Source organism: Streptomyces sp. 13-12-16 (genome assembly GCF_002114215.1).
Classification (GTDB): Bacteria; Actinomycetota; Actinomycetes; order Streptomycetales; family Streptomycetaceae; genus Streptomyces.
In genome coordinates this window covers 1-15034 of the sequence record NZ_NCTE01000175.1, presented here as the reverse complement: position 1 = coordinate 15034, position 15034 = coordinate 1, and the positions used below count along the sequence as shown (strand labels likewise).

The window sequence follows — 15034 nt, the reverse complement described above, 5'->3', positions numbered from 1 at the left end:
CCAGGTCGTGCGGTACGTGCGCGGCGCGGTGCCCGGCGGTGACGATGGCGCAGCCGCGCCCCTCGAGCTCCGCGCGGAGGTTGCGCTGGGGCAGCAGGTGCGGTCGGCGGGGCTGGTCGTAGGGCAGCCACCAGCGGCCGAACAGGGCGGCGAAGGCGCAGCGCGGGTCCAGGGTCTCGATGAGCAGGTGCCCGCCGGGGCGCAGGGCGTCGAGGGCGGCGTGGAGCTCCGCGCGGGGGTCGGTGGTGTGTTCCAGGTGGTGCAGCAGGCTGACGACGTCGTAGCGGCCGGCCAGCCGGGCCAGGACCCGCGGGTCGGTCAGCGGCCCGATGTGGGCCTCCTCGACGCGGCCGAGCGTACGGGCCCTCTCGACGCGCGCGGTCAGGTCGGTGCCGTCGAAGGCGGTGTACGGGAAGAACTCCCGCGCGGTCAGCGGGAAACGGGCGAGTCCGGTGCCGACGTCGAGCCAGCTCTCCGGTTCGCCGAAGGGGAGCATCGCGCGTGCCGCGCCCCGGTGGCGGCGCCGGACGGCGTGCAGGGCGAGGACGCGTTCGGTGGCGGGGTCGCGGGGGGCTCCGCGCACGGTCCGCCGGTAGAAGGCGAGGCCCTCGGCGGTGAGGCGGGGGTTCTGGAAGGTGTGGCCGCAGTCCCGGCACTCGTCGACGGTGAACAGGCCCGGCCGGTGCCGGCGCAGATCGCCCGTTCTCAGCCGGTTGCGCAGCCGTGCGGAGCCGCACCAGGGGCAGTCCCCGCGGCGCGGCTCGTGCACCCGGGCGGAGCCGTGGGAGGCGGGGGTCGCGCGGGCGGGGTCGGTTGCGGACATGGGCGGCTCCCGGCGTGAGGGCGTACGGCACGCGGTCGGCGCGACGTACGGGGACGGGTGGGACGGACGGACGGATGTCCGGCAATCCACGGCAAAACGTTACGGATGGGAGGGCGTCACGGGGTGGAACGGCGCCGGGGCGGCGTGGTGGGGGTGAGGCTCCGTACGCGAGGCCGACCGGTGGACCGTCGGGTTCGACGGGGGCCGGTACTGTTCGGCGAATGAGCTCGCTTAATCTCGACGACTTCACCGATCTGATCGAGCGTCCGGACGGCGGGGTGCGCCGTGACGCGGAGGCGCGCCGGGAGCGTCAGATCGTGCCGCCCGGGTCGCTGGGCCGCCTGGACGACCTGGGTGAGTGGCTGGCGGCGGCGCAGTCCGCGGTGCCGGTGCGGCCGATCGAACGGCCGCGGGTCGTGCTGTTCGCCGGCGATCACGGGATCGCCGGGCTGGGTGTCTCCGCGCGGGCCGCGGGCAGCGCCGTGGAACTGGTGCGGGAGGTGCTGGAGGGCGGCCGTCCGGTGTCCGTGCTCGCCCGGCGGCAGGGCGTGCCGGTGCGGGTGGTCGACATGTCCCTGGACTGCGACCCGGAATCGCTGCCCGAGGACGTCGTACGCCACCGGGTGCGGCGGGGCAGCGGGCGCGTCGACATCGAGGACGCGCTGACCCTGGAGGAGACGGAGGCGGCCTTCCGCGCGGGGATGGCCGTGGCCGACGAGGAGGCCGACTCCGGTACGGATCTGGTGGTGCTCGGCGATGTGAGCGTGGGCGGGACCACGGTGGCGGGCGTGCTGGTGGCGGCGCTGTGCGGGACGGACGCCTCGGTGGTGACCGGGCGCGGGGGGCTGGCGATCGACGACCTGGCGTGGATGCGCAAGTGCGCGGCGATCCGGGACGCGTTGCGGCGGGCTCGGCCGGTGCTGGGTGATCAGTTGAAGTTGCTGGGGACCGTCGGCGGGGCCGATCTGACCGCGATGACGGGGTTCCTGCTGCAGGCGGCGGTGCGGAAGCTGCCGGTCGTGCTGGACGGCGTGGTGACGGCGGCGTGTGCGCTGGTGGCGCAGCGGGTGGCGTTCCGGGCACCGGACTGGTGGCTCGCGGCGCACGACAGCGGCGAGCCGGGACAGGCGAAGGCGCTGGACCGGATGGCGCTGGACCCGGTGCTGTCGCACGGCGTCACGGTCGGGGAGGGCGTGGGCGGTCTGCTGGCACTGCCCCTGGTCCAGGCGGCGGCGGCCCTGGCGGCGGAACTGCCGGAGACTCCGGCGAAGCCGGAGTGACGGGGCGGGGGTCCGCGCTCTTCCCCGCCCCCGCCGCTCCTTCGGCCCCGGACGTGCGGGTGGGCGGGTGACGGTTCGCGCCCACCCGGCCCCGCGCCCCCGAGGCGCCGTCGCCTACGGTTCGGGTGAGGGCTGGGTGGCCCGGGGGAAACCCAGCTCGTCGAGCAGCGTGCCGAAGAGGTCCTCCACGAAGGTCTCGTGGGAACGGAGCAGCTCTTCGATCCCGGCCGTCCGCGGCGGGACCGGGACGCCGGCGGCCGCGGCCCAGGCGACGGCGCCCTCGGCGTCGGTGGGTATCTCCGCGTCGAGTTCCGCGCGCTTGTCTCCGACGGCGTCGTGGAACTCCGGTGTGTCCAGCCACAGGAGCTGATCGTCGATGTCCTCGGGCTCCTCGACCAGGAGCCCGGCGGCGATGTCCGGGTTGAGCCATGCCTGCCAACGCCGTCCGGTGGTGTCCAGCCCGGTCACGAGGGCGAGGGAACTGTCGGAGACGTCGGCGGCACAGGCCGGTGCGCCGCTCCACTCGACCAGGGCGGGCAGGTCCGCGTCGTCCCATGTCCCGGAATCGAACCGGAGCGTCTGCCAGCCGCCCGGCCTTGACTCCCAGGTGCCCACGGCGGCCTTCAGCTCTTCGTCGATGTCGTCGAACACGGGAGCTTCCAGCAGAGGGCGGTCGCTGCGGGCGAAGACCAGGTGCCCCGAGAATCCCATGGTGGTTCCTCCTACGAGATGTCGGACGCACCTTATGGGCCGCCACCGACAACGCGGGCACGGCCGGCGTCCACTCGCGGCCGGTCCGGCTCATCCGCTGGGCCGGCGGTACCCGATGAGGACCGCGCCGACCCCCGGAAGGGGGCGGGGGCCGTGTCGGCACGCGGCTCCGCCGCGTGGGCGCGAAGGGGGGCCGGAGCGCAGCCCTCAGGGACGGGGGTCGGGTTCCTGCCTGCGTCACCCCGGCTCCTCAGCCGTCCGGGGCCGAGGTCTCAGCCCCGCACCCCGCACAGGTGCAGCAGCGCCGCCACCCCGCGGTACGGGTCCGTACGGCCGGCCCGGTCCTCGAGGGCGAGCAGGGCGTCCAGGTCGTCCGGAACCGCGTCGTCCGCCGCCGTGTCCGTGAAGACCCGCACGCCGTACCAGGTGTGCAGCGGTGCCCCGATCCCCGCGAGCGTCGACGTCAGCCGCTTCAGCCGGTACGACTCCGTGTCGAAGGCCGCCAGCGCCCCCGCCCAGTCGCCGCACAGGCCCGCCCGCATCGCCGGCGCGTCGCCGTTGCGCACCAGCAGGGACAGCATTCCGCCGGGTGCCAGCATCCGGGCCAGCGCCGCCAGCAGCGCGTCCGGCTCCTCGACGGACATGAGTACGCCATGACAGAGCACCACGTCGAAGCTGCCCGGCAGGAAGTGCACACCGGTCTCCCCGGCGGCGCCCTCGACGATCCGCATCCGCTCCCGGATGCCCTCCGGTTCCCCGGCGAGGGCCTCCCGCGCGGCGGCGATCATCGCCGCGTCCTGTTCGACGCCGGTCACCTGGTGGCCGGCCCGGGCGAGCCGGAGCGCCTGCGCGCCCCGGCCCATGCCGACGTCGAGCACCCGCAGCCGTCGTCCGACCGCGAAGCGCCCCGCTATCTGTTCCTCCAGCTGGCGGGCCACCAGCTCCTGCCGGACGACGTCACGCAGCCCGGTGAGTCCACTGAGCCCGCTGAGCGTGGCACTCAGGGCCGCTCCCCGCGCTTGACCTGGGGCTTGGGCAGCCGCAGCCGACGCATCTGGAGCGAGCGCATCAGCGCGTAGGCCACCGCGCCGCGCCGGCGGTCGTCGGGGAAGCGCTCCGCCAGCCGCTTCTTCAGCCGGAACCCGGTCACGATCGAGTCGAGGACGATCATCACGATCACCACGAGCCACAGCAGCAGCGCGGCGTTCTGCAGCTGCGGCACCTGGATCATGCTCAGCACCAGGATGACCACGGCCATCGGCAGGAAGTACTCCGCGATGTTGAACCGCGAGTCCACGAAGTCACGAGCGAACCGGCGCACCGGCCCCTTGTCGCGGGCGGGCAGATAGCGCTCGTCGCCGCTGGCCAGCGCCTGGCGCTGACGCTCCATCGCGGCACGGCGCTCCTCACGCTGCCGCTTGGCGGCCTCCTTGCGCGTCATCGTCGTATTGGCGACGCTGCGACGCTGCGACTGGGCCACGCTCCGCTTGGGCGTGGGGCGGCCCTTCGGGGCCTCCGGGTGACGGGTCTGCTTGGAGTCGGTCACCGTCGCCTTGTCGGCGACCGATGCCTTCTCTTCCTTGGCGCGGCTACGGAACACAAAACCCAAGGGTACGGGGTGCCCGGGGTTGGACCCCAGCCCCATGGGGAACGATCCGGCAACACCGGACGTCTCCAAAAGGACAGAGGGGGACGTTGTGCGGGCCTCCGGGTGGTCCGGCCGGCCGGCCCCGGGGACCACCTACTCCCTACGCCGGATCGGGAGGGTACTCAGTCGTCCTTGGGGATGAGCGCATCCGTCCCCGAACAGTGCGGTAATGGATGTAGGGCCCGTACTGTGGGTTCTGTCGCAGGTGCTGGAGCTGGAGTCGGTCAGAAGGGGGCGCGCGAAGCCCATGAGCGGTGTCATGAAGCGTATGGGGATGATCTTCCGCGCGAAGGCGAACAAGGCCCTTGACCGGGCCGAGGACCCGCGCGAAACCCTCGATTACTCGTACCAGAAGCAGCTGGAGCTGCTCCAGAAGGTCCGCCGCGGTGTCGCCGACGTGGCCACCTCGCGCAAGCGACTGGAGCTCCAGCTCAACCAGCTCCAGTCCCAGTCGGGCAAGCTGGAGGACCAGGGCCGCAAGGCGCTCGCGCTCGGCCGCGAGGACCTGGCCCGTGAGGCCCTCTCCCGCCGCGCCGCGCTCCAGCAGCAGGTGACGGACCTGGAGACGCAGCACGCCACGCTGCAGGGCGAGGAGGAGAAGCTCACCCTCGCCGCCCAGCGCCTCCAGGCCAAGGTGGACGCCTTCCGCACCAAGAAGGAGACCATCAAGGCCACGTACACCGCCGCCCAGGCGCAGACCCGGATCGGCGAGGCCTTCTCCGGCATCTCCGAGGAGATGGGCGACGTCGGCATGGCGATCCAGCGGGCCGAGGACAAGACCGCCCAGCTCCAGGCGCGGGCCGGCGCGATCGACGAACTGCTCGCCTCCGGCGCCCTCGACGACCAGTCCGGCATGCACAAGGACGACATCCAGGCCGAGCTGGACCGGCTCTCCGGTGGTACGGACGTAGAGCTGGAACTGCAGCGCATGAAGGCCGAGCTGGCCGGCGGATCGTCCGGTGGCCAGCAGGCCATCGAGGGCGGCAACGGTCAGCAGCAGGGTCAGCAGCAGCCGCAGGACACCCCGCGCTTCGACAAGCAGTAGCCCACGCCGAGGAGGGCGACATGATCGTACGGATCATGGGGGAGGGGCAGGTGACGCTGGCCGAGGGCCGGCTCGCCGAGCTGGACGAGCTGGACGAGGAACTGCTCGCCGAGATGGAGAAGGGCGACGGGCCGGGCTTCCGCGCCACCTTGAAGGCGCTGCTGGCCAAGGTCCACGAACTCGGCGAGCCCCTGCCGGACGACTCCCTGGAGCCCTCCGACCTGATCCTCCCGTCTCCCGACGCGACCCTCGAGGAGGTCCAGGACCTCCTGAGCGACGACGGCCTGATCCCGGGCACCCCATGACTGCGAACAGCCACCCGCGCAGCTGCGGTCAGCGGCCCCGCGTGACTGTGGGTAGCGGCCTCGCGTAACTGCGGGCAGTCGTGCCTCCCCCAGTGCCTCAAGGGCCTGGGAGGTGCCCCCAGGGCGGCACGGGTGGGCGGTGGGGGTCCCCCGCTCATGGGGGTCCCCCGCTCATGGGGGTCCCCCCGCTCGAGCGAAGCCGAGAGTGGGGGGAGAAGCCGAGAGTGGGGGGAGAAGCCGAGAGTGGGGGGAGAAGCCGAGAGTGGGGGGAGAAGCCGAGAGTGGGGGGAGAAGCCGAGAGTGGGGGAGGCACCCTGTAGGCGCCGGGCCGCTCAACTCCACCCGGGCCGGGCAACCACCCGGGCCGCCCCAGGGGTACCCCAGGCCCTTGAGGCACTGGGGGCGGCACGCCTCCGCACCGACGCCCACCCCGGCTACCGTGGACAGCCGTGAGTACCCTGACCCGCGCCCGGTGCCGAGCACAGGCACACCCCTTCGCACTGGACGCAGCCCTCGCCGCAGGCGTCCTCATATGCATGGTCGCCGGCTCCTTCGTCCACCCCCACGGCCCCGAGGGCGCCAAATGGGGCCTGCGCACCCCCGACCCGCTCAGCCTCGTCCTCATGACCCTCGGCGCCGCGGCGCTGGTCTTCCGCCGCCGCGCCCCCCGTACGGTCCTCGCCCTCGCCGGCGGCTTCTCCGTCGTGGAGTCCGTCACCGGCGACCCCCGCACCCCCGTCGCCATGTGCGCCGTGATCGCGCTCTACACCGTCGCCTCCACCACCGACCGCCCCACCACCTGGCGGATCGGCCTGCTCACCATGACCGTCCTCACCGGAGCCGCGATGGCGGTCGGCCCCCTGCCCTGGTACGCCCAGGAGAACCTGGCGATCTTCGCCTGGACCGGCATCGGCGCCACCGCCGGGGACGCGGTCCGCAGCCGCCGCGCCTTCGTCCAGGCCATCCGGGAACGCGCCGAACGGGCCGAGCGCACCCGCGAGGAGGAGGCCCGCCGCCGCGTCGCCGAGGAGCGCCTGCGCATCGCCCGCGACCTGCACGACGTGGTCGCCCACCACATCGCCCTGGTCAACGTCCAGGCCGGGGTCGCCGCCCACGTCATGGACAAGCGGCCCGACCAGGCAAAGGAGGCCCTCGCCCACGTCCGCGAGGCCAGCCGCTCCGCGCTCGGCGAACTGCGGGCCACCGTCGGCCTGCTGCGCCAGTCCGGCGACCCGGAGGCCCCCACCGAACCCGCGCCGGGACTGGACCGCCTCGACGAACTCACCGGCACCTTCCGCAGCGCCGGACTGCGCGTCGAGGTGGCCCGGGGCGACGAGGGCGCCGACCTCCCCGCCGCCGTCGACCTGGCCGCGTACAGGATCATCCAGGAGGCCCTGACCAACGTGCAGAAGCACGCCGGCACCGACGCGCGGGCCGAGGTCAGCGTCGTACGCGTCGGATCCCACATCGAGATCACCGTCCTCGACGACGGCACCGGCGAGGACCTGGACCACACCCCCGGCGGCGGGCACGGACTGCTCGGCATGCGCGAACGCGTCACCGCGCTGCGCGGCACCCTCACCACCGGCCCCCGCTACGGCGGCGGTTTCCGCGTCCATGCGATCCTGCCCGTCAAGACCCGTACGTCCGCCGCTCAGGACAGCGGCCCGTGACCACCGATCACCCCGCTGGAGCCCGTATGACGATCCGTGTCCTGCTCGCCGACGACCAGGCCCTGCTGCGCAGCGCCTTCCGGGTGCTCGTCGACTCCGAGCCGGACATGGAGGTGGTGGGGGAGGCGTCCGACGGCGCGGAGGCGGTCCGGCTGGCCCGGGAGCAGCGCGCGGACGTCGTCCTCATGGACATCCGGATGCCCGGCACCGACGGACTCGCCGCCACCCGCATGATCAGCGCGGACCCGGAGCTCGCCGGGGTCCGGGTGGTGATCCTGACGACCTTCGAGGTCGACGACTACGTGGTGCAGTCGCTGCGGGCCGGCGCCTCCGGCTTCCTCGGCAAGGGCTCCGAACCGGACGAGATGCTGAACGCCATCCGGATCGCCGCCGGGGGGGAGGCCCTGCTGTCCCCGGTGGCCACCAAGGGTCTGATCGCCCGTTTCCTCGCCCAGGAGGGCACGTCCGAGGCCGACCACGACCCGGCCCGCGCCGAGCGGCTCGGCTCGCTCACCGTGCGCGAGCGCGAGGTGCTGGTCCAGGTCGCCGGCGGCCACTCCAACGACGAGATCGCCGAACGCCTGGAGGTCAGCCCGCTCACCGTGAAGACCCACGTCAACCGGGCCATGGCCAAGCTGGGCGCCCGCGACCGGGCCCAGCTGGTGGTCACCGCCTACGAGTCGGGGCTGGTCCGTCCAAGGGTGGAGTGAGCTCCGCGGGGCGTACTGCGGCGGGAGTATGCGCGGCATAAGGGATGGGACCTCGGGGCTACGGATCGGCCCCCGTCGATGGCTCAGGGTGTAGAGCGGGCGCCCACTCGTGCTCGCGCCCGCTTGCCGGACTTCTGCCGCTCCACGGAAAAGAGACCCTGACCATGTCCTGGCTGTCCAGATTCAGCCTCGCGCAACGGGCGCTGATCGGACTGATGTCGATCATCGCGCTCGTCTTCGGGGCGATCGCGATACCCCAGCTCAAACAGCAGCTGCTGCCGACCATCGAACTGCCCATGGTGTCCGTGATCGCCCCGTACCAGGGCGCCTCCCCGGACGTGGTCGAGAAGCAGGTCGTCGAACCCATCGAGGACGGCCTGGAGGCCGTCGACGGCATCTCCGGCGTCACCTCGACGGCGAGCGAGGGCAACGCCGTGATCATGGCGTCCTTCGACTACGGCAACGACACCCAGCAGCTCGTCGCCGACGTCCAGCAGGCCGTCAACCGGGCCGGCGCACGCCTCCCGGACGACGTCGACCCGCAGGTCGTCGCCGGTTCCACCGACGACATCCCGACCGTGGTGCTCGCGGTCACCTCCGACAAGGACCAGCAGGCGCTCGCCGACGAGCTGGACCGGACCGTCGTGCCCGCGCTGGAGGGCATCGACGGCGTCGGCCAGGTCTCGGTGGAGGGAGTGCGCGACGTCCAGGTCACCGTCACCCCCGACGAGGCGAAGCTGGCGAAGGCCGGTCTCACCTCGCAGTCGCTGTCGACGGCCCTCCAGGCCGGCGGGGCGACCGTCCCGGCGGGCTCCTTCGACGAGGGCGGCGCCAACCGCACCGTCCAGGTCGGCGGCGGTTTCACCTCGCTGAAGCAGATCGAGGACCTGATGGTCACCGGCGAGCCCGGCAAGGGCAAGCCGGTCCGCCTCGGTGACGTCGCCACCGTGACGGAGGAGGAGGCCAGGGCCGACTCCCTCACCCGCACCAACGGCAGGCCCAGCCTCGCCGTCATGGCGACGATGGACCACGACGGCAGCGCCGTCGCCATCTCCGACGCCGTCCAGGACAAGCTTCCCGAGCTGCGCGAGGACCTGGGCGACGGCGCCACCCTGACCGTCGTCAGCGACCAGGGCCCGGCCGTGGCCAAGGCCATCGAGGGCCTGACCACCGAGGGCGCGCTCGGTCTGCTCTTCGCCGTCCTGGTGATCCTGGTCTTCCTGGCGTCGGTCCGCTCGACCCTCGTCACGGCGGTCTCCATCCCGCTGTCCGTGGTGCTCGCCCTGATCGTGCTGTGGACGCGCGACCTGTCGCTGAACATGCTGACGCTGGGCGCGCTGACCATCGCCATCGGCCGGGTCGTGGACGACTCCATCGTCGTCCTGGAGAACATCAAGCGGCACCTCGGCTACGGCGAGGAGCGCCAGTCGGCGATCATGAACGCGGTGCGCGAGGTGGCCGGCGCGGTCACCTCCGCCACGCTCACCACGGTCGCCGTGTTCCTGCCGATCGGCCTGGTCGGCGGCATGGTGGGCGAGCTGTTCGGCTCCTTCAGCCTCACCGTCACCGCCGCGCTGCTGGCGTCCCTGCTGGTGTCGCTGACGGTCGTCCCGGTGCTGTCGTACTGGTTCCTGCGGCCCCCGAAGGGCACCCCGGAGGACGCCGAGGAGGCGCGCAGGATCGCCGAGGAGAAGGAGGCCAGGAGCCGTCTCCAGCGCGGCTACGTGACCGTGCTGCGGTTCGCCACCCGGCGCCGGCTGGCCAGCCTGGCCATCGCCGTGGTCGTGCTGATCGCCACCTTCGCCATGGCGCCGCTGCTGAAGACCAACTTCTTCGACGCGGGCGAGCAGCAGGTCCTCACCGTCCGGCAGGAGCTGAAGCCCGGCACCAGCCTGGCCGCGACCGACGCCCAGGCCAAGAAGGTCGAGAAGCTGCTCGCCGGCACCGAGGGCGTCAAGGACCACCAGGTGACCATCGGCTCGTCCGGCTGGATGGCGGCCTTCGGCGGCGGTACCGACACCAACCAGGCGACGTACCAGGTGATGCTGGAGGACGACGCGTCCTCCGAGGACGTGACGGACAGCCTGGAGAAGGGCCTCGACGGGCTCGACGGCATCGGCACCACCACCATCGCGGCCGGTGACGGCTTCGGCAGCCAGGACCTGAGCGTCGTCGTCCAGGCGGCCGACGCGCAGGCGCTGCGCAAGGCGGCGGACCAGGTCCGCGACGCGGTGGCCTCCCTGGACGACGTCACGGACGTCACCAGCGACCTGGCGCAGAGCGTGCCCCGCATCTCGGTGAAGGCCAACGACAAGGCCGCCGAGGCCGGTTTCAACGACCAGACCCTCGGCGGGGCCGTCGCCCAGTCGGTGCGCGGCACCCCGGCCGCCAAGGCGGTCCTGGACGACACCGAGCGCGACGTCGTCATCCGTTCGGCGAAGCCGGCCACCACCGTGGACGAGCTGAAGAACCTGCGCCTGGGCCCGGTGAAGCTGGGCGACATCGCCACCGTCGAGGTGGTGGACGGCCCCGTCTCCATGACCCGGATCGACGGTCAGCGCTCGGCCACCGTCACCGCGAAGCCCACCGGTGACAACACCGGCGCGGTGGGCGTGGACCTCCAGAAGAAGATCGACGGACTGAAGCTGCCCGCGGGCGCGACGGCGGAGATCGGCGGCGTGACCGAGGACCAGGACGAGGCGTTCCTCAACCTGGGCCTGGCGATGCTGGCCGCGATCGCGATCGTCTTCATGCTGCTGGTCGGCACCTTCCGGTCGCTCGCCCAGCCGCTGATCCTGCTGGTCTCCATCCCGTTCGCGGCGACCGGCGCCATCGGCCTGCTGCTGGTCACCGGCACCCCGATGGGGGTCCCGGCGATGATCGGCATGCTGATGCTGATCGGCATCGTGGTCACCAACGCGATCGTGCTGATCGACCTGATCAACCAGTACCGCAAGCAGGGCTACGGCGTCGTCGAGGCCGTGCTGGAGGGTGGCCGCCACCGTCTGCGGCCGATCCTGATGACGGCCCTGGCGACCGTCTTCGCCCTGCTCCCGATGGCGCTGGGCGTCACCGGCGAGGGCGGTTTCATCGCCCAGCCGCTGGCGGTCGTGGTGATCGGCGGCCTGATCACGTCGACCCTGCTCACCCTGCTGCTGGTCCCGACGCTCTACGCGATGCTGGAGCTCCGCAAGGAGCGGCGCGCGAAGAAGCGGGCGGCGAAGAAGGGTCTCCCCGAACAGGGGGAGGCTCCCCAGGAGCCGAAGCCGGTCCAGGTCTGACGTCCGTCCGTACGACTCCGTACGACGAAGGGGCGCCCCGTGGGATCCGCGGGGCGCCCCTTCGCACGCGGCCCTACGGCAGCGCCAGCATCCGCTCCAGCGCCAGCTTCGCGAACGCCTCCGTCTCCTTGTCCACCTCGATGCGGTTGACCAGGTTGCCCTCGGCGAGGGACTCCAGGGCCCAGACCAGGTGGGGGAGGTCGATGCGGTTCATGGTCGAGCAGAAGCAGACCGTCTTGTCGAGGAAGACGATCTCCTTGCCCTCGGACGCGAAACGGTTCGCCAGGCGGCGGACCAGGTTCAGCTCGGTGCCGATGGCCCACTTGGAACCGGCCGGGGCCGCCTCCAGCGTCTTGATGATGTACTCCGTCGAGCCGACGTAGTCCGCGGCGGCCACGACCTCGTGCCTGCACTCCGGGTGCACCAGGACGTTCACGCCGGGGATGCGCTCGCGCACGTCGTCGACCGAGTCCAGGCTGAACCGGCCGTGCACCGAGCAGTGGCCGCGCCACAGGATCATCTTCGCGGCGCGCAGCTCGTCCGCCGTCAGCCCGCCGTTCGGCTTGTGCGGGTTGTAGACGACGCAGTCCTCCAGGGACATCCCCATGTCCCGCACCGCCGTGTTGCGGCCCAGGTGCTGGTCGGGCAGGAAGAGGACCTTCTCGCCCTGCTCGAAGGCCCAGTCCAGGGCCCGCCTGGCGTTGGAGGAGGTGCAGATGGTGCCGCCGTGCTTGCCCGTGAAGGCCTTGATGTCGGCGGAGGAGTTCATGTACGAGACGGGGACGACCTGCTCGGCTATCCCGGCCTCGGTCAGCACGTCCCAGCACTCGGCGACCTGCTCGGCGGTGGCCATGTCGGCCATGGAGCAGCCGGCCGCGAGGTCGGGCAGGACCACCTTCTGGTCGTCGCCGGTGAGGATGTCCGCCGACTCGGCCATGAAGTGCACACCGCAGAAGACGATGTACTCGGCCTGCGGGCGGGCGGCGGCGTCGCGGGCCAGCTTGAAGGAGTCGCCCGTGACGTCGGCGAACTGGATGACCTCGTCGCGCTGGTAGTGGTGGCCGAGCACGAAGACCTTGTCCCCGAGCTTCTCCTTGGCGGCGCGGGCGCGCTCCACCAGGTCCGGGTCGGACGGCGAGGGGAGGTCACCGGGACACTCCACGCCGCGCTCGCTCCTCGGGTCGGCCTCACGGCCGAGCAGCAGCAGGGCGAGGGGCGTCGGCTGTACGTCGAGCTCCTGGGTCTGGGCGGTGGTCACGACACGCACCCTTTCTGTTCTGGCGACTTCTCGTCCGACTTCTCGTCGAAATGACGCTATCTATCATAACCGGTTCACGTCACTTTGACGACGGGCCATAGCGTCCATGTGACGGGAATCCCTATGGGCGCCGACGCACTGCCGGAAGGGCCCACAAGGGCCGGTTTCCGCTTCGTACGGCGTGTGCGAGCATGAAGAGGGAGGCGAGGAAGTCACGCGCCCGGCCCGGAATGAATCCGCGGTCCCGCCGGTTGCAACCGTCGGCAAGCAGTCTCCGTACAACCCGGGAGAGATGTAGATGTCCGTATCGGACGAGACCACCACCGTCACCGACGGCATCGTCCTGACCGACGCCGCCGCGTCCAAGGTCAAGGCCCTGCTCGACCAGGAAGGCCGTGACGACCTCGCCCTGCGTGTCGCCGTCCAGCCCGGCGGCTGCTCCGGCCTGCGCTACCAGCTCTTCTTCGACGAGCGCTCGCTCGACGGCGACGTGGTGAAGGACTTCGACGGTGTGAAGGTCGTCACCGACCGCATGAGCGCTCCGTACCTGGGCGGCGCCACCGTCGACTTCGTCGACACCATCGAGAAGCAGGGCTTCACGATCGACAACCCCAACGCCACCGGCTCCTGCGCCTGCGGCGACTCCTTCAGCTGAGCCGGGTCCCCGTCCCGGACGGCACGTGACGAAGGCGGCGGCCCCCTGCGAGGGGGCCGCCGCCTTCGCGTTCTCCTCCTCCCGGAACTACCGGGTGGGCGGTGCCGGCAGCCGGGCACCGTCCTTCCGCAGCGGGACCGGCTCGCCGTCCGCGTCCACGACCCCGCGGTCGCCGAGCGGCGCGTCCAGCCGCACCGTCCGCTGGTACTGCTTGGCGATCAGGATGCACACCTTGTCCGGCCAGGGCGTCTCGGTCACCCGCACCGTCACCCGGTCGCCGTTCTCGCTCGCCGTCGCCTCGTAGTCGGCGCACACGCCGCCCGTGAAGGTCACGGTCAGCTCGTCGCCCTCGGCGGTGTAGCCCTCGACGTCGACGTCACGGGCGGACGGCGCCGCGGTCGGCTCGTCGCCGGGCCCCGTGGGCCGCGGGCTCGCCTCCCCGGACCCGGATTCCGCCCGCGGGGCGAGGAACTCGGGGTCGACCGCCGGATACGTCACCGTGAAGGCGTCCTCCGCACCCCGGGGCCGTACCTCGAACAGCCAGGACGGCACGAGCGCCGGCCGCCCGTCCACGGAGTGCGAGGCCAGCCCGAACACCGCGTCACCGACCGTCACGGTGTCCCCGGCCGGACCCGACGCCGGAGCGCACGTCTCCCGCTGCCCGTCCTCCAGCGGTACGGGACGGGCGCAGCCGCCGATCTCCGCGCGCTGCCCGGAACCCGGCGCCGCGTTCAGCAGCTTCAGCGCGTCGGCGGCGCTCACCACGGGGTAGGTGTCCCCCTTCACCGGCTCCGCGAGCCGGCCGCTGCCGCCGACCACCTCGCCCTTGGCGCCGACGACCACGCCGGTCGTCCAGCCGTGGGTCGGCAGCCCGCCGACCTCGGGGTCGGCGTTCACCACGCGCCTGCCGCCCATGACCTGGCCCGCGTCGAGCTTCGCGTCGTCCTGACCCACCGCCTTCAGCACGGGCGCGGCGGCCTTCTTCGCGACGGACTCGCTCACGACCGGACCGCCCGTGGACGGGGCCGAGCACGTCGCGCCCTTGCAGTTGTCGGTGCCCGGGTTGTTCCGGCTGAACGTCCAGGAGCCGGGAGCCTCCCGGTCCACCCGCAGCGTGGGCCCCGAACCGTCCTTGCCGCCGATCCGCCAGGACCCGCCCTCCGCGACCGGCTTCCCCTCCAGCCCCAGGGCCTTCGCCAGCGTGACCACCCGCTCCTCGGTGACCTGCCCCCGGACGCGGTACACCGGCGCCGAACCGGGACCCTCCGGGAGCGGGTCGTCGGCGCGGTAGACGACGCCGTAGGGGTTGGGCTCACCGGGGGCGATCCCGCTCGCGGCGCCCTCGGAGGGGCCGTCCAGGGCGAGCGGCGGGGGAGTGGCGTCGCCGTTCGCCCCCGGAGTCGTACCGCCCCCGGAGTCCCCGGAACCACCGGAGGCACCGGAGGCGAGATAGGCCCCGCCGCCCCCGACCAGCAGCACGGCGGCGGCGACGGAGGCGATCAGCAGGGACGGACGCCGCCGGGGCGACGACTCGTCGGCGTGTCCCTCCCCGGACGGCGGGCCGCCGGCGCGGTGCTCCCCGACGACGGTCCCGTCCGCGCCGGGCCCGGGCTCGTCCTCCCCGGCCTCGCCCGGGGCCTTCCCG

At 72.5% G+C, this 15034-nt stretch carries 13 protein-coding genes; 7 read left to right on the top strand and 6 right to left on the bottom strand.

Features of this window, described 5'->3' with window-relative positions; all coding sequences use genetic code 11:
• Window positions 1-823, bottom strand: an 823-nt coding sequence (locus B7767_RS08305; protein ID WP_143652284.1) for a class I SAM-dependent methyltransferase, incomplete at its 3' end; no start/stop codon positions are given.
• Window positions 824-1044: 221 nt separating this feature from the next.
• On the opposite strand from B7767_RS08305, the gene cobT reads away from it, so the two are divergent.
• The gene (cobT, locus tag B7767_RS08300; RefSeq protein WP_085571600.1) at window positions 1045-2103 is read left to right on the top strand and encodes a nicotinate-nucleotide--dimethylbenzimidazole phosphoribosyltransferase; all 1059 of its coding nucleotides are present in this window, start codon (window positions 1045-1047) and stop codon (window positions 2101-2103) included.
• Window positions 2104-2217: 114 nt separating this feature from the next.
• On the opposite strand, the gene B7767_RS08295 is transcribed toward cobT, so the two are convergent.
• From B7767_RS08295 to B7767_RS08285, 3 genes are all read right to left on the bottom strand, one after another.
• A complete protein-coding gene (locus B7767_RS08295; RefSeq protein WP_107485907.1) occupies window positions 2218-2814 on the bottom strand; it encodes a hypothetical protein in 597 nt (198 codons plus the stop codon).
• 272 nt (window positions 2815-3086) lie between these two features.
• Window positions 3087-3752 (bottom strand): methyltransferase domain-containing protein, encoded by a 666-nt coding sequence (locus B7767_RS08290; RefSeq protein ID WP_085571599.1) that lies wholly within the window; start codon window positions 3750-3752, stop codon window positions 3087-3089.
• 62 nt (window positions 3753-3814) lie between these two features.
• Window positions 3815-4459, bottom strand: coding sequence for a DUF3043 domain-containing protein (locus B7767_RS08285; RefSeq protein WP_085571598.1), 645 nt, complete (start codon window positions 4457-4459; stop codon window positions 3815-3817).
• Between the two features lie 262 nt (window positions 4460-4721).
• Here B7767_RS08285 and B7767_RS08280 point away from each other — a divergent pair, with 262 nt between their 5' ends.
• The 5 genes from B7767_RS08280 (at window position 4722) to B7767_RS08260 (ending at window position 11476) form a co-directional block, all read left to right on the top strand.
• Entirely contained in the window at window positions 4722-5507 is a 786-nt protein-coding gene (locus B7767_RS08280) for a PspA/IM30 family protein (RefSeq protein ID WP_256923357.1), read from the top strand.
• Between the two features lie 20 nt (window positions 5508-5527).
• Window positions 5528-5812 carry a hypothetical protein gene (locus B7767_RS08275; protein WP_085571596.1) on the top strand — a complete coding sequence of 95 codons (285 nt, stop codon included), beginning with the start codon at window positions 5528-5530 and terminating at the stop codon, window positions 5810-5812.
• 449 nt (window positions 5813-6261) lie between these two features.
• Window positions 6262-7485 (top strand): sensor histidine kinase, encoded by a 1224-nt coding sequence (locus tag B7767_RS08270; protein WP_085571595.1) that lies wholly within the window; start codon window positions 6262-6264, stop codon window positions 7483-7485.
• 26 nt (window positions 7486-7511) lie between these two features.
• Window positions 7512-8195: a response regulator transcription factor gene (locus B7767_RS08265; RefSeq protein WP_085571594.1), complete on the top strand. Its 684-nt coding sequence runs from the start codon at window positions 7512-7514 to the stop codon at window positions 8193-8195.
• 164 nt (window positions 8196-8359) lie between these two features.
• Window positions 8360-11476 (top strand): efflux RND transporter permease subunit, encoded by a 3117-nt coding sequence (locus B7767_RS08260; protein ID WP_085571593.1) that lies wholly within the window; start codon window positions 8360-8362, stop codon window positions 11474-11476.
• A 73-nt stretch (window positions 11477-11549) separates the two neighbouring features.
• On the opposite strand, the gene nadA is transcribed toward B7767_RS08260, so the two are convergent.
• Window positions 11550-12734 (bottom strand): quinolinate synthase NadA, encoded by a 1185-nt coding sequence (nadA, locus tag B7767_RS08255; RefSeq protein WP_085571592.1) that lies wholly within the window; start codon window positions 12732-12734, stop codon window positions 11550-11552.
• A gap of 298 nt (window positions 12735-13032) precedes the next feature.
• Between nadA and erpA the strand changes: the two genes are divergently transcribed.
• Window positions 13033-13389, top strand: coding sequence for an iron-sulfur cluster insertion protein ErpA (gene erpA, locus B7767_RS08245; RefSeq protein WP_073935599.1), 357 nt, complete (start codon window positions 13033-13035; stop codon window positions 13387-13389).
• 87 nt (window positions 13390-13476) lie between these two features.
• On the opposite strand, the gene B7767_RS08240 is transcribed toward erpA, so the two are convergent.
• The coding region (locus tag B7767_RS08240; RefSeq protein ID WP_256923356.1) for a hypothetical protein at window positions 13477-15034 on the bottom strand (1558 nt) is incomplete at its 5' end.

What these genes read in the sequence shown, in the direction of transcription:
- cobT (WP_085571600.1), top strand. Translation starts at nt 1,045, where the DNA reads ATGAGCTCGCTTAATCTCGACGACTTCACCGATCTGATCGAGCGTCCG.
- B7767_RS08285 (WP_085571598.1), bottom strand. Translation starts at nt 4,459, where the DNA reads ATGGGGCTGGGGTCCAACCCCGGGCACCCCGTACCCTTGGGTTTTGTG.
- B7767_RS08280 (WP_256923357.1), top strand. Translation starts at nt 4,722, where the DNA reads ATGAAGCGTATGGGGATGATCTTCCGCGCGAAGGCGAACAAGGCCCTT.
- B7767_RS08265 (WP_085571594.1), top strand. Translation starts at nt 7,512, where the DNA reads ATGACGATCCGTGTCCTGCTCGCCGACGACCAGGCCCTGCTGCGCAGC.
- B7767_RS08295 (WP_107485907.1), bottom strand. Translation starts at nt 2,814, where the DNA reads ATGGGATTCTCGGGGCACCTGGTCTTCGCCCGCAGCGACCGCCCTCTG.
- erpA (WP_073935599.1), top strand. Translation starts at nt 13,033, where the DNA reads ATGTCCGTATCGGACGAGACCACCACCGTCACCGACGGCATCGTCCTG.
- B7767_RS08260 (WP_085571593.1), top strand. Translation starts at nt 8,360, where the DNA reads ATGTCCTGGCTGTCCAGATTCAGCCTCGCGCAACGGGCGCTGATCGGA.
- B7767_RS08275 (WP_085571596.1), top strand. Translation starts at nt 5,528, where the DNA reads ATGATCGTACGGATCATGGGGGAGGGGCAGGTGACGCTGGCCGAGGGC.